Source organism: Phaeobacter sp. S60 (assembly GCF_000826845.1).
GTDB classification, from domain to species: domain Bacteria; phylum Pseudomonadota; class Alphaproteobacteria; order Rhodobacterales; family Rhodobacteraceae; genus Phaeobacter; species Phaeobacter piscinae.
In genome coordinates this window covers 679,280-698,305 of record NZ_JSWJ01000003.1, presented here as the reverse complement: position 1 = coordinate 698,305, position 19,026 = coordinate 679,280, and the positions used below count along the sequence as shown (strand labels likewise).

The window sequence follows — 19,026 nt, the reverse complement described above, 5'->3', positions numbered from 1 at the left end:
GAAGACAATCACATGAAAAAACTGTCACTTGGGACGGCCCTCGGGGTGCCGCTGGCGCTGTCTTTTGCCTCCGCCGCCATGGCCGAGGTGGGCGTTTCCCCAACGGTCTGGAGCGTGCGGACCGACACGCTCGAATACCGGATGGGCGCTGAAGAGAATTCCTTCGCCTGGGGCGTCGAGGCTTGGATCGGAAATGATGAACTGCGTCTCGTCTGGAAGAGCGAAGGGGCAAAAACCGAGGGTGGCGACTTTGAGGAGATGAACAATCAGATCCGCCTCCAGATGCCGATCACCGAGTTCTTCGACGGATTCATAGGGGGCGCCGCATCAACGCCTGACGGGGCTCCGGACCGCTATTACGGCACCATCGGTGTGACCGGTCTTGCACCCCAATGGTTTGAGGTCGAGGCGGCACTTTACCTGTCCAACCATCCCTACCTCAACGCAGAAGTTGAGTATGAAGGCTTGCTGACGAACCGACTGATCCTGACCCCTTCCATCGAAGTCAGCCTGCCACTTGCGGATGATCCCGAACGGGAAATCGCCGCCGGTGGTGCTTCCGCCGCATTCGGACTTCGTCTGAGCTATGACCTGATCGGGCGTAGCGTATCACCGTATATCGGCGTGAACTACGAACGCGCCTTTGGTGGGACGGCAGACATTTGGCGCGGTCATGGCCATGATATCGAGGAGTTGACGGGCGTGTTTGGCGTAAACGTCATGTTCTGATATTGCTGCGCCCCTCTCTGTGTCCGCTATTGGCACCCAAAACGACAGGGGCGCAGCCCTAACAGCTGAACCATCCAAAGGGAGATAAAAAATGAACCTACGCAATATTCTGACCTCCGCTGCATTTTCAGTGGGCCTGGTATTGAACGCCAGTGTTGCGGTCGCCCATGGCAAAGGCATGATGACCATGCCCAGCAACGGCCAGACTGTCGGGACCGACACCAAAGTCATGCATCTGATGTTCACCGATCCCATGCAGATCACAATCGTGAAGATGAAAGCGCCTGACGGCAACACCTACCAAATCAACGGACCGGCTGCCAACAAGGCGGTCAAGACCTGGGAAGGAAGCCTGCCCGAACTTGCACCCGGCAACTATCAGATCGACTGGCGCGGCATGTCTTCTGACGGTCACGCGATGAACGGCAGCTTCGCTTTCTCGGTCGAGAACTGATCATGGGCGGAGTTCTTGTCGCACTGGAACTGGTGCAGATCGCCTCGATCCTCGTTAAAGCCGGGATGTATATTAGTGTCCTGCTTGCGGCGGGCTCCGTCATCAACATATGGCTCCTGACGGAGTTGGATGCCGCTGCCAGCCGCCGTCTCAGGCGACTGGCAGTATGGTCTGCCTTGCTGGGAGTGGTTTTCAGCGCCCTGACCATCCCGCTGCGCGCCGCCTTCTTCTATGGCGGGATTGGCGGCACGCTCGATCCCATGATGCTTCAGATCGCTTTGTCGAGTCCGCTCGGTCTTTCCGCAGCGACGCATATTCTGGGCCTGCTGGCCATTGCCACCGTCGCGTTCAACCGCGGCGGGGCCCGAATCTTCGCCATGCTGGGCGTTGCTCTGGTGGCCATTAGCTTTGCGCTGCGCGGACATGCCACCAACGATCCGAGACTGGCGCTGTCGACGCTGTTCGTCATTCATATCCTTGCTGCCAGTTTCTGGATCGGGGGCTTCTTTCCCCTCTACGACATGGTTGGCCGCGGCAATGCGGCGGCGGTGCGCACGGTTGAGCGTTTCGGGCAGGCCGCGCTGGTCATGGTCGGGCTGCTGGTCGGTGCAGGCAGTGTCATCCTCGTGATCCTTGCGGGCAATCCTATCGCCGTACTCACTCAGCCTTGGGGCCAGTTTCTAGCGCTGAAGCTGGCGGTGGTGGCGCTGTTGCTCGGTCTTGCTGGCTTGAACAAACTCCGTCTGACGCCGGCACTGGCCAAGACGGGAGAGGGGGCACCATTGCGAACTTCCATCCAATGGGAGGCGGCGGCCTTCATTCTGATCCTGCTCGTCACCGCGACGTTCACCTCAACTGTGGCGCCGGAACATGCGGGATAATCCGGGTATCCCAGCCCCTTCGGCAAGCACACACGTATCTGGAATTGGATTCGCCAATATGAACAGAGGACTATGGGAAGCGCTGGGAACGATTTTTCTCTCAGTCGGATGTCTTTCTCAATCCGCCCGCGCCGACGGCCTGCCCACCTTTGAAGAGGCATTTCACGGCGTCGCGATCGAAAACGTCCAAGTCTACCAAGCCAAGGAAAGTCAAAATGCATCTGTAAACTTTGTTATCGAGAATGCCTCTTACAGAGACGTATATCTCGAGAGAATCTCCTCAGACGTATCCGCGGGTGGAGAATTGTTTTACGAGGATACCTATGGGGAACGTATCCTCGAAGGAGGCCTAACAATCCTCCGAGAAGAAACACTCGACCTGTCAAGCTCACATATCGGGGCCCGGCTGACAGGTCTCACGTCGCACCTTGCTCCCGGCGATCACCTGACACTGCGGCTGTTCTTCCGGACGGGTCAGGTGAAGGTGACTACACATGTCACCCCCCGATTGCGTGCAGTCCCATAACCAACCCCATCAGGATCATCATCAAGTTCTCGGTAAGGGAGATAAAGCCGAGAGGTACATTGGAGTCACCTCCCACACAGGCACATTTCAGCTCGCGCTTATCGATATAGACAGCCTTGAGCACGCTGACCGCGCCGATGGTTCCGATGAACAGTGCCACGGGCGCGGAGACCCAGGTTAGAACGCCCGCAGTCATCAATATGCCAGCAAGTGCCTCACCATAGGGGTAGATTTTGCCGTAAGGCACCCAGTGTTTTGCCAGCAGATCATAGTTCAGGAACATGGTTGAGAACTGCTCGACGTCCTGCAGCTTCTGGATCGCCAGCACCGTCATCGACAGCGAGATAAACCATTTGACGCTCTGCCAGGTCAGAATGGTGCCATACTGGTGCCAATCCAGACCCAGTGCCAGCAGCGCACAGACGCAAAAGATCGCGATGACGGGCCGGTAGGTCGTGTCGCTCTGCTGCGCCTTGGGCGGGTCGATGCCCAGAAAAATTCGCAGATCGTCGTGACCGCCGACGCGTTTTCCGTCGATGAAGGTCTGGGGTGTCGTGTCAACGTCATGTTCGCGCTTGAAGGCCTCGGTCTCATCCTTGGTCTTCAAGTGATGGTCTTCAACCTCGTAGCCGTTCCGCTCCAGCAGGTCCTTGGACTTGAGACCGTAGGGGCAGGTATGCTCCGGCATAACCATACGGTAGAGAACTGCAGTTTTGTTGCTGTCTTTAAGCATAGCAGGCATCCTTGATTTTGCAGTTGTTCAGGTTGTGCAGCTGTACTGACCGCGGAAACCGGCCTCGTAGTCCGATCCTGCGCTGATGATCAGATCATGGAGGCTGTCGTCATCCGTCTTGCGGATCTCGGCCAGGATCGGGTCTGCCGCAAAGCGGTCACCTGTCGATTCCAGACGCACCAGGTCGCCGCTGATCTTGATCAGCGCCACGCCGTCTCTGATCGCCAGCACCGGCGGGCTGGTTTCAGTATAGGTGAAACGGCACTCTGCCTCTGCTGGGAATACCCGCGAGATATCATCGCCCGACAGGAACTCCGGGTCGACTTTGGCGACGACTTCGCTGGCCAGCGCGCCCGGGGCGTTCTTCAGTTCGGGTGCCAGTGCGTCCGGCTTGGGGGCAGCTTCGCCATTTGCGGAGATATCAGCGATCAGATAGCGCATCTCGGCAATTTCCTTGTCCTGCGCGTAAATGATATCATCAGCGAGGGCGCGCACCCGCGGGTCGGTGATCTCGGCCCGGGAGGAAGTCATGATAGCGATGGAGTGATGTGGGATCATCGCGCGCATGTAGGAGCGATCCTGGACGGTCTCTTGGCTCCGAACCAGCCACAAGGCCCCGGCAAAGACCACGATGGACCCTGCAAAGATGGCGATATTCAAGGTGCGATTCTCGTACATGCCCAGCATGAACGCCAGCATGACAAAGGCCATCGCGGCCCCCATCACAACTGCCATATACGCCCGGGTTTCAGACCAGAACACGTGGCCCGTCAGGAAAGTGTTCAGATACATCAATCCGAGCATCAGGATTGTTGAGACGGCGATCATCAGAAAAAAACGGGAATAGGCCATGAATACCTCCAGGTTTCTTTGGAGATCAACAACCTTCCAGCGGGTGAATGTTCCCTGGAAACTTCAATTTACTGTCTATTCCTGCGCAGTGATCTCCTTCTGATAGGCGCGTTCGCGGTCCGGCCAGGTAGATTTGATGTAGTCAAGGATGGTGCGGATCTGCGTGTCAGTCAGCACATCACCAAAGCCGGGCATGTTGCTTTCATAGCCACCTCCGACCACAGCGGCGGTCCCGTCCCGCGTTATGCGAAACAGGATATTGTCTCCGTGATGCCAAGTGTGGCCCGTTGCATCATGGGGCGGCGCGGGCAACAGCCCGTCAGGGCCGGGGCTGCGCCAATCTGGCTGGCCCTCGAGAGCCCCGCCGTGACAGGACGCGCAGTTCTGTTGATAGAGTGCAGCGCCATCCTGGCTGCCCTCCGCCCTGGCAGAGTTGACCGCGCCGACGAACGTGGCCGCGAGCAATAATGGCTTCCTCATGCCACCATAATCCAGTTGGTCATGCCCGAGGCGGCGTGCCCCAACATGTGGCAGTGAAGCAGCCACTTGCCCGGGTTGTCGGCTAGGAAAGTGATCTCTGTTGTCTCATTCGGCATGACCAGTACCGTGTCCCGGAGCGGGCCCAGGGCGCCGTCCTCCTTGCGGACCCGGAAGTGCATTCCGTGAAGATGCATTGCGTGCGGAAACATGGTGTCGTTCTTCATGCGGATGCGCGCGGTTTCCCCGCGTGACAGAGTGGTGAAAGGTGCTTCTCCCAGCCCGGCCTGTCCAGCCAGCGCCCAGAACTGGCCCTTCTGGACAAGTTCCAGCCAGCCCATAGCCTGTCCGTTGAACGGAGTATTTTTCAAACCGCGCATAGCGCCGCCTTGAAGCGGCATGTCGAGGACCGGAGCTGCGTCAACGCCGTTGATCTCCATCCGCGGATTGGGGGGCAATGGGGCAGGGGCGCCACGGCTTTTCGTCGCGGCACGCGCTGTGACCGTGATTTCGGCCAGCGCCTGCCAGCTATCGTCGCCTGCGGCAAAGAGAATTCCCGCGGCCGCGCCTTCCTCGGCGGTGACATCCACGATCAGATCGATGCGCTGCGCGGGGGCCAGGACAAGCGTGCCCGTCACCGCCTCCGGTTGTGCAAGCGGCATCCCGTCAAGCGCGACCGTCCAACCGGTTAGCCCCTCCAGCCTCAGGCCGAAGATCTGCGCATTGGCCGAGTTGATCAGCCGCAATCGCAGCCGCTCGTGCTGCCGCGCCGACAAGCGGTAATCATAGCGCCCGTTCACCCCCACAAGATTGCCAATCCGGCCGCCGTGGCTACGTGCCATAGGCGAAGCGAAACTGTCGACGAATAGCCCCGTCTCGGGGTCGATCAGCCAGTCGTCAATCATCAGAACTTCATCGCGGTCGACATCTGGCGGTGTCACCTCCTCGACGATCAGCGCACCGGAAAGCCCTCGCGCGACCTGCTCCATGGACTTGGTATGGGCATGATACCAATAGGTTCCGGCGTCTGGCAGATCGAAAGCATAGTGAAAGCTCTGCCCGGGCGGCACTGCATCCTGGGTCAGCCCCGCGACGCCATCCATCGCATTGTCGATGCGAATGCCATGCCAGTGGATCGTGGTCGGAACTTCCAGCGCATTGACCAATCGTCGTTCAAGCCGGCTGGCTTGCGGCAACCGGAGTGCGGGGCCGGGGATCGTGCCGTCATAACTCCAAACTGGTGTCGCAGGATAGCTGTCGGGGGCCAGCTGGACCATGGTCTCTTGGGCTGTCAGCAAAGGCAGTCCTTGAGCGAGAGCCGGACGCATCAGCGATGCGGCGGACAGGCCAGTGCAGAAACTGCGTCGTGTCATCTTCATATCAGTTGATCCCATTGGCGCGCTGGACTTCGCGAACATAGGCAATGATCGATATCATATCAGCACGGGTGACTTTTGGCTGCGGTGGCATGTTGCCGAATTTCCAGTGATGCGCGCGCACGCCATTGGCGGCCGCGAGCTGAAAGGCCATGTCGCCATGATGGGACGGCTCGTAGATCTTGTGGATCAGCGGCGGGGCAACCCCCAGCTTCCCAGCGGCGTTTTCGCCATGGCAGTCGGCACAGACCGCGTCGAAGGCCCGTTTGCCCATGGTCGCCTCTGCCGACAGCGTGTCGGGCAGCGTAACGGCAACCATTGCCGCGCCTTCTTCAGGGGCGATCGCCTGCTGCGCAGGAGGGCTCTGGTCAGGGGTGCGTGTGAAAGCATAGGCACCAAGCGCCACGGCAATAACCGCGGCCCCGGCGAGGGTGATCTTGTTCATAAATTTATCCTGTCTTCCGCAATGTTTATCTGAGCGATGTTGCTGCGGGCAAACGCGGTTTGCCCTGACTTCCGTGGATCAGGATAAAGCGCGCGGAGGTGGTAGTTTCAGCGACAGGTTGACCGCAGTACCATACCGGGGCGCTGGCCATGCTGGCCGGGGGCGCAAAAGATCCTCGTTGGGGACCATTTCACTGCCGGAGAGAACAGCCATGGTGGCGCAGGTCGTCATATCTGCGCAATGCTCGTCAGATTGGTGTCGTTCAGCAGGCATCTGATGCTCGGCAAAAGTCATCATCTCTGCGCAGGAAGGACAATCATGCATCGTCGCCTCTGCCGAAGCATGCTGCGGCAAAGAGGACAGCATCATGAGGCTGGTCAGTATGATGACGGCTAATAGGCGCATGGGTGTCCTTTGGGGTCCAGCCACAGGATGCGATGTGGCGATGCCTAGGTCAATGCCAGTCCAATATCCTTCTGGTGCGCTTTGTCTACAGCAGATGCCTTCTACACTACTGCGCAGAAAGAGCAGACCATCCTAGGCAGTGCAATGTTCACAGAAATATTCGGGGATCTGCGCCACACCGCGTCGGGTGTTTCAAATCGCGATCCCCCGGGTGGTCGCTTCGATGCGGCAGAAAATGATCACCGGACGTCACTTGACGTGTCGACATGACCGCTGCCCCTGTAAGCCTGAGCCTGAGCCTGAGCCTGAGCCTGAGTGTGATTGTACCAAGCAGACGGATGTCGTCCACGACAGGAGGTCACGAAGTTGGTCCCATTTTGACCACGCGCAATCACGGCAATGCGCTCGGCAGGCTCCGGTCAGGGTCTCGATGAAAGGGCGTCACTGGGGGAGACCGCTGCTGTGGTCCACGTTGGTACGGCGGGCTCGATCCCAGATGCGCTGACAGACGCAAGCGCATTTCTATTTTTCGTCGACGACGAACGCACCGATCACGGGCAAATATGGCCGGGGGATAGGGAGGGTTCTATTGGTGCATGCACTCTCTCATTCCCATTGCCTGTGGAAGACCGAACGCAGGAGAGGTATCTTTAGAACAGCTCGTCAATGGGTTCGATCAGCTCCGGTCCATCGTCATCGCGACTAAACGGGGCAACCTTGTGGGCCTTCATTCGACCGTCCCAGACCTGCCCCAGCTGCTGCTCTTCGTTGCGATCCGACTGGCCAGACAACCAAGGGTAAATATGGTCCTCATCAAGGATAACCGGTGAGCGGTTGTGGATTTCGGCAATCTGCGGCAATGCTGCGCGAGTCAATATGGTGCAGGTGTGCAGATCCCTATCAGGACGAGAGTATAGTCCGGCAAAATACAAAGCTGGTGCGTTTCTGCTCGTGGTCACCCACCAGGGCTGTTTTTGACCTTTGGGGCCGGTCCACTCGTAGTAGCCTGACGCAGGGATGATGCAGCGTTGGGATTTCCAGGCTGACCGAAAACTCGGCAAACTATGAGCCGTTTCGATTTTCGCGTTGAAAGTGGTGTGCCGCCAGTCGTGCACATCTCCCTTAAACCACTCCGGCACGAACCACCAGCGGGCGGTGGTACTGATCAGTTGCGTTTGATCCAGATAGGCTATGTCTACCGGTTGCGTTGGTTTTACATTCCAGCTTGCTGACAGCTCTACCGCATTGGGATCCCGCACCGGGACAGAGGGTCCGAGAAACCGCCGTTCCATCTCATAGAGTTGCTGCCATGTAAGATCCGGCCGTCCCAATCTACCACACATGGTGCCAACCCCCTTGCACTGCGAGTATTTGATTAAATGATATCTGGATCGACCAAATTCGCAATGTGTTCTTCAAATGTTCCAGTTCGTTTGGTTGATGAGGGTGCACAGTTACTCTGCGTATATACTCTGTCCAGCACTGAGGTCGGCGCGGCGCGAGATGCTGAGTTTTCGTGTGATGATCATGCAGCCACGTAACGTACTGAGCGTCGATGTCCGGCCAGATGATCCGATCAGACCTCTGACTATTCTCTGGACTTGATAGTTGATTTGTCACGACCACCAGACGCGAAATCAGCCTTAGGTGGCGACAGCGGACCGCGCTGACAGCGCCCAGCCACATGCAGCAGATCCGCCACGGTTGCGGGACGGGGATTGCCCCCCGGGAGACTTCGCTGTCCAAAAACAGCACTGTCATTCGCTTGGCCTCTGTGTCCACACCCACTGTCGTAGTATCCAGCCATGTCGTAGTGTCCAACTGACCTTAACGCGCGTTTACCTTTCAGTGGCTGCGGCAGGGAGCAGAAGGTCGCCCAGACTCGAGAGACACCCGAAATTTCGGATGTCTCTCTGTTTGGTCGACTGCGATCTGTGGCTTGTTACACGCTGGAATCAGGCTGAGCGTGCATGAGGCTGCTCCATTTCGTCAAAAGTTGACCCGGACCAGTCGTAGGCTGCCGGGGAACCGCTGTTGACGCTGCCGGTTGGCAGGATAGTAAAGCCCGAAACCGCCTGCACCAAAGTCTGGGCTTCCTCGCGCAGCATCTGGCCGGCAGCGGCGGTCTGTTCCAGCATGGCGGAGTTTTTCTGTGCATTCTGATCCAGGCTGACAACCGCGGTGTTGACCTCGGAAAGCCCGTTGGATTGCTCGACCGTGGTGGCGGCAATCTGTTCGACCTTGCCCACCACCGCTTCCACGGAACTTTGAATGGAGGCGAGGGCTGTGCCGGTTTGATCGACCAGTTTCACCCCCTGTGCCACCTCATGGGTGCTGACGTCGATCAGCTGATTGATTTCCTGAACCGCATCGGCAGAGCGCTGCGCAAGGCCGCGTACTTCGGAGGCGACGACCGCAAATCCGCGACCGGCCTCGCCGGCGCGGGCGGCCTCAACCCCGGCGTTGAGCGCCAGAAGGTTGGTCTGGAAAGCGAGATCCTCGATGAGGTCGGTGATCTTCGCGATCGCGCCGGAAGAATCCTCGATCCGCTGCATGGCGCTGATGGTCTGGCTGGCCAGTTCGCTGGTGGTGCGCGCCTGGGTGAAGGCGTCGCGCACGATATCCTTGGCCTGTTCTGAGCCTTCCGCGGTGCCCCGGACAGTATCGTCCAGCGTTTGCAGGGCCGCGGCTGTTTCCTCGAGTGAGGCGGCGGAGGTCTCGCCCCGGCGCGAAGCGTCATCTGCAGCGGCGGCGATTTCTGCGGCGGTGGAATTCAGCACCTCACTGCTGTGCGACAGTTGCTGCACCATTCCGGTCAGATTGTCACTGAGGTTGTCGACGGCGCTGGCGATCTCCTTGAAAATACCCTTCTGGCCATCTGGCATCCGTTGGGTCAGATCGCCGGCAGCCAGCGTGTCCAGAACCCGGCGAATGTCGCCCAGCCCGCCTTCGGCGGCCTCGCCAATGGCGTTTACACCGCGGCCCAGGTCCGCAAAGGAACCACTGGCTCCCTCCACCTGCAAGCGTTTGGAGAAATCACCGGCTGCGCAGGCACGGATTACCTCAGAGATATCGCGTGTCAGCCGGTCCTTCATCTCATTGTCGGCCCGCAGCTCCTCGACGGCGGTGGCAATGGTCGAAACCTCCCGGATGCGCGATTGCGGCGCCGGTGTGGAGAAATCACCGGCCATGATTTTCTGCAGGACCACATTGACCCGCGACAGCGGCCGCGAGATGCCGATGGCCAGGAAGAACGCCACCACGACAAAGATGCCAAGTCCGCCAAGCCCGGCCTTCAGCGCATTGGAATTGGCGGTGCTGATCGCCTCGGCCGCGCTGGCATGGATCATGTCCAGACGGGCGGTGGTCAGCTCGTCCATCGCGGCCAACACAGGTTCGGCAGCTTTCTCTATCGCGTCCAGATCCTTATAATGGCTGTCAGTCAGAGTAATTTCCTCGGCGTAGGCGTTGAAGGATTTCTGATAGGTGGTCAGCAGGCTGCCGATCCGAGCGCGTTGCGAGATGTTTTTATAATAACTGCCTGGAAACGCCCGGAATTCATCGACCCGCGCGTTCAGACGCTCAATATATTTTTCGGCGTGGCGCATGATGAAATCTTTCTCATGTCGACGCATCATCAACATCTTGATCTTCATCTCAGGTTCGACAGTGGCTTCCAGCGCCTTCTCGATACTGCGCACTGAGCTGCGTAGTGCCCCTTGCAGTCCGTTGGTCTCGTCGAACCCAAGCCGTTCCTGACTTGCGACCACCTTGGCGAAACCGGCCTCATAAGCAGTGATTCCAGCCACCAGCTGAGCTAGGTATTCCGCAGCCTCCGCCATGCCGTCCAGTTCCGCAATTTGCAGGGTTGCGGTCTCCAGTCGATTGCTGAGATGGGCCATTGTGTCTGCTTGAGTAACAAGGATGTCATGGCTCGGCTTTAGGCGAAAACTCATCTCGACCAGGCGAGTGTTTTGAAAATCCGAACTGACCTCAGCCAGAGTCTGCGCAAATCCTTCGACCGCTGCGACCTCCGCCTCAATCTCTGTGCGGAGCTGATCCGTGTATCGCGACAGTCCGATTAGGGCGAACATGACCGCGCTGGCAAGAAAGACGATCACAAATACGGCCGTCTTGATGGAAGTCTTGAATTTCATAGTCTGAGTACCTGCGTTGTCGATCCGCTACGCTTATCTTTGGGCTGTTAACAAACCATGGAAACTTGCGAAAAATCTGCATGTTTTGACCTGTTTTTGCGCCTAAACCGAGCTCGATTTACGTTCCGCGATGACACCCTTGCCGTTGAACCCATGCGCGCCGAGTTCGGCGAGCCATGCGTAGGAGCGGGCTGATCACAATTTTGAGAGGACCGGTGCCGTAGCTGGCAAGGGTAGCGGCGCGGCATATTTCAAGCCTACTGCTGCGAAAAAACGCGTGATAGCACCTGCGACAGGTCAGCCCCTCAGGGATGGAGAGGGAGCTGCCCTGAACAATATTGGAGCATCTCCTCATGAACACCAGATTTGCCTCTCACCTCGGGGCGACGGCCTTGGTCTCCGGGCTTTTTGTCGGCCTTGCAGCGCCTGCGGTGGCCGGACCAACCTACGAGAACAGCTCGGGCGGGAGCTTCCGCTACTATGGTCAGTTCAACCCCTCCTTCCAGTCGTTTGACGACGGCGGCGACGATTTCAGCGCGCTTGTCGACAACGCCAATTCAAACTCCCGTATTGGATTCTGGCTGGAACAGCCTTTTGGCGATGACACCCTGCGGTTCAATTTCGAGACCGCGTTTGGTCTGCGCTCCTCTGACGGGGTGGACCAGAATGGCCGCCCCCAGAATATCAGCTGGGACCGCACCCGAATCCGCAAGGTTGATCTCCAATACGCCACCGCGCGGTATGGCACGTTCTCTTTCGGCCAGGGATCTATGGCATCGGATGGGCTGGCGGAGTCTGATCTCTCCGGCACTGGCGTGATCCAGACCTCCTCGATTGCGGATTCTGCTGGCGGCTTCCTGTTCCGCACCTCCACCGGCGCGCTGTCCGGCGTCAGCATCGGGTCTGCCTTCCGCAGCCTGGACGGCGGTCGCCTGGGCCGGGTGCGCTATGATACGCCGGAATTCAGCGGCTTCACCGTATCGGCGTCTTATGGCGAGGAGATCCTGCGCTCGAATTCCGATCGCGAAGCCTATGATATTGCGGTGCGGTACACCAATGATGACCTTGGTGACTTTACCATCAATGGCGCCTTGGGTGCGGTGTGGAATGAGAATGGTCCGGGCACCAAAACCCGCGATATTGTTGCCTCTTTTGCGGCACTGCATGAGCCATCGGGCGTGTCCTTCGCTGTTGCCGGCGGCGACCGGGACACCGGTGGCGTTTATGCCTTCGCCAAGCTGGGCTACACCGCGAATTTCCTGTCCGTCGGGGCGACCTCCTTTGCCATCGATTACTATGACGGCTCGGATATGGTCACCAGCGGCGATAGTGCTGAATCCTGGGGCGTCGCGGCGGTTCAGAATTTCGACAATCTGAACCTTGAGACTTATGTCGCCTACCGCGACTACTCCTACTCAGATACCAGCGCGACCAGCTATCAGGACTCCTCGTCCATTATGGCAGGGGCCCGCTGGAAGTTCTGATCCAATCAGCCGGGGCAGGGCGGTTGTGGCGGGGCTGTCGCATCGGCCTGCCCTTAGACTGATTGCCCTCCACCGGGCTACACACACTCAAAACACGCCCCCTTTGGGCGTGTTTTTCTTTTGAAGGGCCAAAAAACGCCGCATCCGCCCCGGTCGGGGCCGCTCTTGAGGCAATCCCTCTTGCGCCGCCGCTCATGTGCAAATAGAAGGCCACAAATTGTCTGGGGGAGCGCCTGCGCGCGCGCCCCGAATCTCTATGGGGAATATGATGCAGGTCACCGAGACGCTGAACGAAGGTCTGAAACGCGGTTACGCGATCACCGTCACCGCCGCCGAGCTGGACGCTAAGGTCAATGAGAAACTGGTCGAGGCACAGCCCGAAGTCGAGATGAAAGGCTTCCGCAAGGGCAAGGTTCCCATGGCGCTGCTGAAGAAGCAGTTCGGCCAGCGTCTGATCGGCGAAGCCATGCAGGAAACCATCGACAGTGCGATGAACAAGCACTTCGAGGAAAGCGGTGACCGTCCGGCCATGCAGCCCGACGTGAAAATGACCAATGAAGACTGGAAAGAGGGCGACGACGTCAACGTCGAGATGTCCTATGAAGCACTGCCCGAGATCCCCGAAGTTGATCTCTCCGGTGTTGAGCTGGAAAAGCTGGTCGTGAAAGCAGACGACGCAGCCGTCGAAGAAGCGCTGGCCAACCTCGCAGAAACCGCGCAGGATTTCGAAGCCCGCGAAGACGGTGCCGCGGCAGAAGATGGCGATCAGGTTGTCATCGATTTCGTTGGTAAGGTTGACGGCGAAGCCTTTGATGGCGGCGCAGGCGACGACTACCCGCTGACACTTGGCTCCAACTCCTTCATCCCCGGTTTCGAAGAGCAGCTGGTCGGCACCAAAGCGGGCGAAGAAAAAGACGTCACCGTCACCTTCCCCGAAGAATACCAGGCCGAGCATCTGGCCGGCAAAGAAGCTGTGTTCTCCTGCACCGTGAAAGAGGTGAAAGCCCCCAAAGCGGCAGAGATCAATGACGAGCTGGCACAGAAATTCGGCGCCGAAGACCTCGCTGGCCTGAAAGCTCAGATCTCCGAGCGTCTGGAAGCAGAATACGCCGGCGCGGCCCGTGCCGTAATGAAGCGCGGCCTGCTGGACAAGCTGGATGATCTGGTCTCCTTCGACCTGCCGCCCTCGCTGGTCGAAGCAGAAGCCAAACAAATCGCGCACCAGCTGTGGCACGAGGAAAACCCTGAAGTTCAGGGCCACGACCACGACGAGATCGAAGCCACTGACGAGCACAACAAGCTGGCCGAACGCCGCGTGCGTCTGGGCCTCCTGCTGGCAGAACTGGGCCAGAAAGCCGAAGTCGAAGTGACCGACGCAGAAATGACCCAAGCGATCATGCAGCAGGCACGCCAGTACCCCGGTCAGGAACGTCAGTTCTTTGAGTTCATCCAGCAGAACGCTCAGATGCAGCAGCAGCTGCGCGCGCCGATCTTTGAAGACAAAGTGATCGACCACATCGCCGAACAAGCGAAAGTGGAAGAGAAAAAGGTCTCCAAAGATGATCTGCAGGCCGCCGTTGAGGCCCTGGAAGACGAGTAATCAGACCTCGGGCCTGCGCCTTCGCGCGGGCTCTTGCTTCTGACTATGGAGCAGGCCGCCCCCCGGGGGTGGCCTTTTTCTTTTCCGGATCAGAAATGGGACAACCCGGACCGCTGAGGGCGCCCCGTCACAAGCAAAAAACCGCCCCTGGGTTTATCCAGGGGCGGCGCGGAATGACGTGAGAGTGGGTTCTCCACCCGTCGTCGGAAATGAGTGTCAGAACAAAAAGTTATCGGAGTTTGACAACTCCGCCACCGAAACATTCTCCACCGTTACAACCACGTTGTCGAAGGCGATCACAACGTGATTGCCTTTCGCGGTGAAATCGACCTGATTGAGGGTCTCAGCCCCGCTGAGGATATCGATCTTGTCGGTTCCGATCTCAAAGTCTCGGATCCGCGCGCGCCCGTGATTGCTGCCAAAGGCGAATGTATCGGCGCCATTGCCGCCGATCAGCAGGTCATTGCCCTGCTGTCCGAACAGCTTGTCATTGCCGTTGCCGCCAACCAGCGTGTCATTGCCCGCACCACCACGGATCGTATCAGCCCCATGGGATCCATTCAGCTTGTCGTCACCGTTCTGGCCAATCAGCCGATCGCGTCCGCCGCCGCCGCGCAGGTCGTCATCGCCGGCACGTCCGGCAAGCCGGTCATTGCCACCTCGGCCGGAAATAAGATCATCCGCTCCCGTTCCGTCAAGCACATCGCGACTCACAGTTCCCAGCAGGGTTTCACCCACTTCAGGCTCGCCCATATCCAGCGGCGCGTTGCCGCCTGCCTTGCGATCCTGCCAGAAAGCGATCAGCGCCTCGGCGGTGGGGCTGTCATAGCCGCCGAAATCCCTAACGTATTTCAGAATCGAGGTGCCGTATTCATCCGTCGACGCGGTATCGCTCAGCAGCAGCGTCGCCACCCCGGAAGCACCGCGCAGATGTGCGGCGGCCATCAACCCGGTCAGGGACAGGGTAACCTCAACCATGGCGCCATTCACATCGCGGTAGGAGACAGTTTCACCTATGTAATCGGCGAGACTGCGCCCCTGCTGGCCGAGATAGTAGCTGAGCATCTCGAAATTATAGCCAAAGGCCTCATTGATGGCTGTGTCCTGCGCGGCGTGAGTCTTGAAATCATCCAGGCTGTTGACGCCATTCTTACCGGTCCAGGTGCCGTCCCAGCGGTTGATGCTATCACCGCCCAGGTAGTAAAAATCATCCCGGTAATAGCCGAGGTCAATCAGCAGCGCCTCGCCGAACTGATAGCCGACAAAGCCCAGCGAGTTTGTCGAGTGATAGGCCATATCGCGCCACTGGGTCGCGTTCAGCTGGCCCCAGCTGCTCAGGCCCTGATAAAAACTGCCAACCGGCGCACCAGCCCATTGTGTCAGCTGTGCATCGCTGATCTGCCCGGCATCGTAGCGGTCCCGGTCCCAGCCGGATTCAAACGCCAGAAGCGCATTGCGAAAGTCGTTGAAACTGCCGTTTGGCATCGTCACTGCTCCTCTTGCATATCAACCGTCTTGACGCGGACTGCTGGTGTTCAGCGTTGTCCGACACATGGCATGTCGGAAAACTCTGTCGCAAGAAGGGGGCAGAAATTTGGCAAACAAATGCCTAAAAAAGAGTAAGGAGAGCGTAATTTTGCTCGAAATTTGTAAAAATTAACCTTTAGGGCGCGCCGCAACAAATAGTGTGCAAGCGGGGCGTGTGCGCCTAGATCTGCCGCCCGGCGACGTGTCACCGGGCGGCATGGATCGGTATATTTCACTCAAAACGGAAACAGTTTGTTCACAGTGAAATCCTGTAGCGTGCAAAGCCATCCGGGCCTTCACCTGCAGGTTCAATCGCAATGCTCTCGACGCTGTCGACATAAGTCGCCGCCTTTGGGCCGGTGTCAAACAGCACGGAGGTCTGCCCAAGCGGGGCGAACCGCCAGTTGGCATCCGCCCGCGGGCTGATGGTGCCCTTCTCAACGATATAGCGCACGATCACATCGCGGTTGGTGTCTGGCCCCTCAAAGACAACCGTATCACCCATCGCGCCGGGGAAGGCGCCACCGCCGCCTGCGCGGTAATTGTTGGTGGCGATAATGAACTCCTGCGCGGGGTCGATCGGCGCGCCGTTGAACTCAAGATTGACGATGCGATTGGCGTCAGGGTTTTCCAACGCGCCCTTGGGGCCGAACTTCGAAGGCTGCGACAGGTCGATCTGATAGGTCACCCCGTCGATCACGTCAAAGTTGTAGCTGGGGAAGGCCGGGTTGAGCAGCACCTGATCCGCCTCGCCGGGGGTGATCTGGTTGAACATGCCGGCAGAGCGTTCCAGCCAGTCCTTGACCTGCGCGCCGGTCACCCGCACCGCACGGGCGGTATTGGGGTAGAGGTAGAGGTCGGCGACATTCTTGATCGCCACATCGCCCTTAGGCACGTCGGTGTAATACTCAGCACCCCCGCGACCGCCGGCCTTGAACGGGGCCGCTGCAGAGAGGATCGGCAGCCCTTCATGTTCGGTGCCTTTCAGCATCTGTTCAATGTACCAGGTCTGGGCAATCGACACGATCTGCACCGAGGGATCATCCGCGACCAGCGCAAAATAGCTGTGCAACGGCGCGTCGGTCTTGCCCACGGCGCGGCGCACATATTGCAGCGTCTCATCATGCTCTTTCTGTGCTGCCGCCAGCACTGCCGGTGCGCTGTCGACCAGGGCAGTGATCGAGCGGTCCTCTTCGCGCCGAGAAATGGGCCGCGCTTCTGACGCATGGCCGACGACGCGCCAGCCAGCACCATCGCGCTCCAGCATCAGATCAATCAGACCCATATGGCTGCCCCAGAACCCGCCCATGGTGGCAGGGGTGCCGTGGATGGTGCCCTTGTCGACATCGACCCCGGCAAAATCCGCATAGGTGGAGGAGGGGAAGACCAGATGCGAATGGCCGGTCATGATCGCATCAATGCCCTCAACCGCCGCCAGCGGGACCGAGGCATTCTCCATCCCATCAGCTTCCTGCGCGCTGCCAATGCCGGAATGAGAGAGCGCGATAATGATATCGGCCCCTTTTTCCTTCATCTCCGGCACATAGGCGCGGGCGGTTTCCAGAATATCGCGCGCCTGAACGTTGCCCTCCAGATGGCGGCGGTCCCAGTTCATCACCTGCGGCGGGACAAATCCAATGAGGCCGATCTTGATCGCATGTGTATTGCCTGCGCCATCGGTCAGCTCGCGCTCCATAATGACATAAGGCGGCAGCAGGGTTGTGTCGTCTCGCGGCCCGGCGCCGGTGGATTTGGCGACATTGGCACAGACCACCGGGAAATCGGCCCCGGCGAGGGATTTCATCAGGAAGTCCAGCCCGTAGTTGAATTCATGGTTGCCCAGTGTCGAGGCATCAAAGCCCACCGCATTCATCGCCTGAATGACCGGATGGGTGTCGCCCTCCTTCATGCCCCGCTCATAGGCGATATAGTCGCCCATCGGATTGCCCTGCAGGAAATCGCCATTGTCCAGAAGCAGTGAATTGGTCGCCTCAGCGCGGATATCGCCGATCAGCGAGGCGGTGCGGGCCAGACCCACCGTGTCACGCGGCTTGTCGGCGTAGTAATCATAGGGAAACACATGCACATGCAGGTCGGTGGTTTCCATCAGGCGCAAATGCACCTGGTTGGAGGCCGCCTGAACAGAAAACGGATGCAGCGCAATCAGACCAGCGCTGCCAGCCAGAAAGGACCGGCGATCAAGTTGGATAGGCATTTTTCGCTCCCACGTCTTTTTATAATAGACATCCATGCTAGCAGAAAAATGCCCGCCGTCATGTGACAGTTTTGCGCTAACAGGTTCGGCGGCAGTCAGTCGCGCAAATCCTGAGAAACTATTTTTTTCAGATGCTTAAGTGCGGATCCTCAAGGGCGCAGCCCGGTTTCACGCAACATGCCCCGGCGTTTGGCGGCGTAATAGTAGCCGCGTGAATAGTGCTTCACCGCCTGATCATAGCTGCCATCAGACAGAAGCCAGGCCCCGCGCAGATATTTGACCGCGTATTTCAGATTGGTGTCAGCATCCAGAAGATCCTTTGGTCTGCCCCGAAATCCCATGGACCGCGCGGTGGCGGGCAGGATCTGCAACAGTCCGTAATAAGGCCGGTTGATGGCCCAGGGGCGATGCGTGCTCTCGCGGATCGCTAGCCGGTGTACCAGGGGGCGCGGCACCTCGTAATGGTCGGCCCAGAAATTGATCTTACGGCGCAGCTCCGGTGTTTCATTGGGATAAAGCGGCGGCTCCGCCGCGCGTTCCGTTGCGGCGGGGGCATCTCCGCAGGCAGCAAGGGCCAGCGGGCTGAGAAGGAAGGCCAGAGCCGTTCTGCGATCAATCATGGAAACTGCCTGTTAGATCCCCGGTCTGGCCGGGTCGGCGGCAGGTTAGGCGGGGGAGGGGATTTGGGCAAACAGCAGATGTTGGCATCGGCGGATATCCCCCCAGTTATTGACAGGGGCCAGGCGGCATCGCGCCGCGAGCACTGCTGGCTAAAATTTTAGCCGCTATTCAATTGTGCCGGGCTGCCGGACGCCGCAGGATTTCGACGCGCATGAACCGGGCATCGCCCCGTCCCAACACGGCTCCCGTGCCTGCGGCCCGCTTGGGATGCACATGCAAAGGGGCCGCGAGGGGGAGCCTTCGCGGCTCCGCCAGAGCACTCAGGGCTGAATGATCCTATGTGGATTGTGCCGGGTCAGCTCTGCCGTGACCAGTTCCGGCGGCACCAGATTGCTGATGGCTTCGCCCTTGTGGCGCGGGTTCTCAAAGCTAAAGCCCCGCAGCAGCCGCAACAGCAGACGGCGGCGCAATGCGGTTTCTTCCCGGATCAGTTCCTCTTCCATGGTCACCCCCAGATGACTGCATATCGTCGAACACAGATGCG

17 protein-coding genes are annotated in these 19,026 nt (G+C 58.9%); 6 read left to right on the top strand and 11 right to left on the bottom strand.

Going from position 1 to position 19,026, the window contains the following annotated elements; all coding sequences use genetic code 11:
* Nucleotides 1-12: 12 nt before the first annotated feature.
* From OO25_RS04770 to OO25_RS04755, 4 genes are all read left to right on the top strand, one after another.
* The gene (locus tag OO25_RS04770) at nucleotides 13-729 is read left to right on the top strand and encodes a copper resistance protein B (protein ID WP_040178753.1); all 717 of its coding nucleotides are present in this window, start codon (nucleotides 13-15) and stop codon (nucleotides 727-729) included.
* 91 nt (nucleotides 730-820) lie between these two features.
* Nucleotides 821-1,183, top strand: coding sequence for a copper resistance CopC family protein (locus tag OO25_RS04765; protein ID WP_040178683.1), 363 nt, complete (start codon nucleotides 821-823; stop codon nucleotides 1,181-1,183).
* Nucleotides 1,184-1,185: 2 nt separating this feature from the next.
* Nucleotides 1,186-2,064 carry a CopD family protein gene (locus OO25_RS04760; protein ID WP_040178682.1) on the top strand — a complete coding sequence of 293 codons (879 nt, stop codon included), beginning with the start codon at nucleotides 1,186-1,188 and terminating at the stop codon, nucleotides 2,062-2,064.
* A 58-nt stretch (nucleotides 2,065-2,122) separates the two neighbouring features.
* Nucleotides 2,123-2,590: a copper chaperone PCu(A)C gene (locus OO25_RS04755; RefSeq protein ID WP_040169480.1), complete on the top strand. Its 468-nt coding sequence runs from the start codon at nucleotides 2,123-2,125 to the stop codon at nucleotides 2,588-2,590.
* Here OO25_RS04755 and OO25_RS04750 read toward each other — a convergent pair.
* The 7 genes from OO25_RS04750 to OO25_RS04710 form a co-directional block, all read right to left on the bottom strand.
* A complete protein-coding gene (locus OO25_RS04750) occupies nucleotides 2,562-3,323 on the bottom strand; it encodes a MauE/DoxX family redox-associated membrane protein (protein WP_175304797.1) in 762 nt (253 codons plus the stop codon). The two genes, OO25_RS04755 and OO25_RS04750, sit on opposite strands and share 29 nt — an antisense overlap.
* A gap of 27 nt (nucleotides 3,324-3,350) precedes the next feature.
* The gene (locus OO25_RS04745) at nucleotides 3,351-4,175 is read right to left on the bottom strand and encodes a DUF305 domain-containing protein (RefSeq protein ID WP_175304796.1); all 825 of its coding nucleotides are present in this window, start codon (nucleotides 4,173-4,175) and stop codon (nucleotides 3,351-3,353) included.
* Nucleotides 4,176-4,250: 75 nt separating this feature from the next.
* Nucleotides 4,251-4,655: a cytochrome c gene (locus tag OO25_RS04740; protein WP_040178681.1), complete on the bottom strand. Its 405-nt coding sequence runs from the start codon at nucleotides 4,653-4,655 to the stop codon at nucleotides 4,251-4,253.
* Nucleotides 4,652-6,031 (bottom strand): multicopper oxidase family protein, encoded by a 1,380-nt coding sequence (locus OO25_RS04735; protein ID WP_040178680.1) that lies wholly within the window; start codon nucleotides 6,029-6,031, stop codon nucleotides 4,652-4,654. Before OO25_RS04735 ends, OO25_RS04740 begins: the two co-directional genes overlap by 4 nt.
* Nucleotide 6,032: 1 nt before the next feature.
* Nucleotides 6,033-6,473 carry a cytochrome c gene (locus tag OO25_RS04730; RefSeq protein ID WP_040178679.1) on the bottom strand — a complete coding sequence of 147 codons (441 nt, stop codon included), beginning with the start codon at nucleotides 6,471-6,473 and terminating at the stop codon, nucleotides 6,033-6,035.
* A 1,055-nt stretch (nucleotides 6,474-7,528) separates the two neighbouring features.
* On the bottom strand, nucleotides 7,529-8,221 hold the full coding sequence (locus OO25_RS04715; protein ID WP_040178676.1) for an SOS response-associated peptidase: 693 nt from the start codon (nucleotides 8,219-8,221) through the stop codon (nucleotides 7,529-7,531).
* A 612-nt stretch (nucleotides 8,222-8,833) separates the two neighbouring features.
* Nucleotides 8,834-11,035 (bottom strand): methyl-accepting chemotaxis protein, encoded by a 2,202-nt coding sequence (locus OO25_RS04710; protein ID WP_040178675.1) that lies wholly within the window; start codon nucleotides 11,033-11,035, stop codon nucleotides 8,834-8,836.
* Nucleotides 11,036-11,388: 353 nt separating this feature from the next.
* Here OO25_RS04710 and OO25_RS04705 point away from each other — a divergent pair, with 353 nt between their 5' ends.
* Together OO25_RS04705 and tig are read left to right on the top strand one after the other, a co-directional pair.
* The gene (locus tag OO25_RS04705; RefSeq protein ID WP_040178674.1) at nucleotides 11,389-12,519 is read left to right on the top strand and encodes a porin; all 1,131 of its coding nucleotides are present in this window, start codon (nucleotides 11,389-11,391) and stop codon (nucleotides 12,517-12,519) included.
* 268 nt (nucleotides 12,520-12,787) lie between these two features.
* A complete protein-coding gene (gene tig, locus OO25_RS04700; RefSeq protein ID WP_040178750.1) occupies nucleotides 12,788-14,119 on the top strand; it encodes a trigger factor in 1,332 nt (443 codons plus the stop codon).
* Nucleotides 14,120-14,335: 216 nt separating this feature from the next.
* Here the strand turns inward: tig and OO25_RS04695 are convergent, their stop codons facing one another.
* The 4 genes from OO25_RS04695 to OO25_RS04680 all read right to left on the bottom strand — a co-directional run bounded on the left by OO25_RS04695 (nucleotide 14,336) and on the right by OO25_RS04680 (nucleotide 18,985).
* Nucleotides 14,336-15,604: a calcium-binding protein gene (locus tag OO25_RS04695; protein WP_040178673.1), complete on the bottom strand. Its 1,269-nt coding sequence runs from the start codon at nucleotides 15,602-15,604 to the stop codon at nucleotides 14,336-14,338.
* Between the two features lie 298 nt (nucleotides 15,605-15,902).
* Nucleotides 15,903-17,861: a bifunctional 2',3'-cyclic-nucleotide 2'-phosphodiesterase/3'-nucleotidase gene (locus OO25_RS04690; RefSeq protein ID WP_040178749.1), complete on the bottom strand. Its 1,959-nt coding sequence runs from the start codon at nucleotides 17,859-17,861 to the stop codon at nucleotides 15,903-15,905.
* Between the two features lie 149 nt (nucleotides 17,862-18,010).
* The gene (locus OO25_RS04685) at nucleotides 18,011-18,481 is read right to left on the bottom strand and encodes a transglycosylase SLT domain-containing protein (RefSeq protein ID WP_040178672.1); all 471 of its coding nucleotides are present in this window, start codon (nucleotides 18,479-18,481) and stop codon (nucleotides 18,011-18,013) included.
* 321 nt (nucleotides 18,482-18,802) lie between these two features.
* Nucleotides 18,803-18,985, bottom strand: a complete 183-nt coding sequence (locus OO25_RS04680) for a hypothetical protein (RefSeq protein WP_040178671.1) — start codon at nucleotides 18,983-18,985, stop codon at nucleotides 18,803-18,805.
* Nucleotides 18,986-19,026 lie beyond the last annotated feature (41 nt).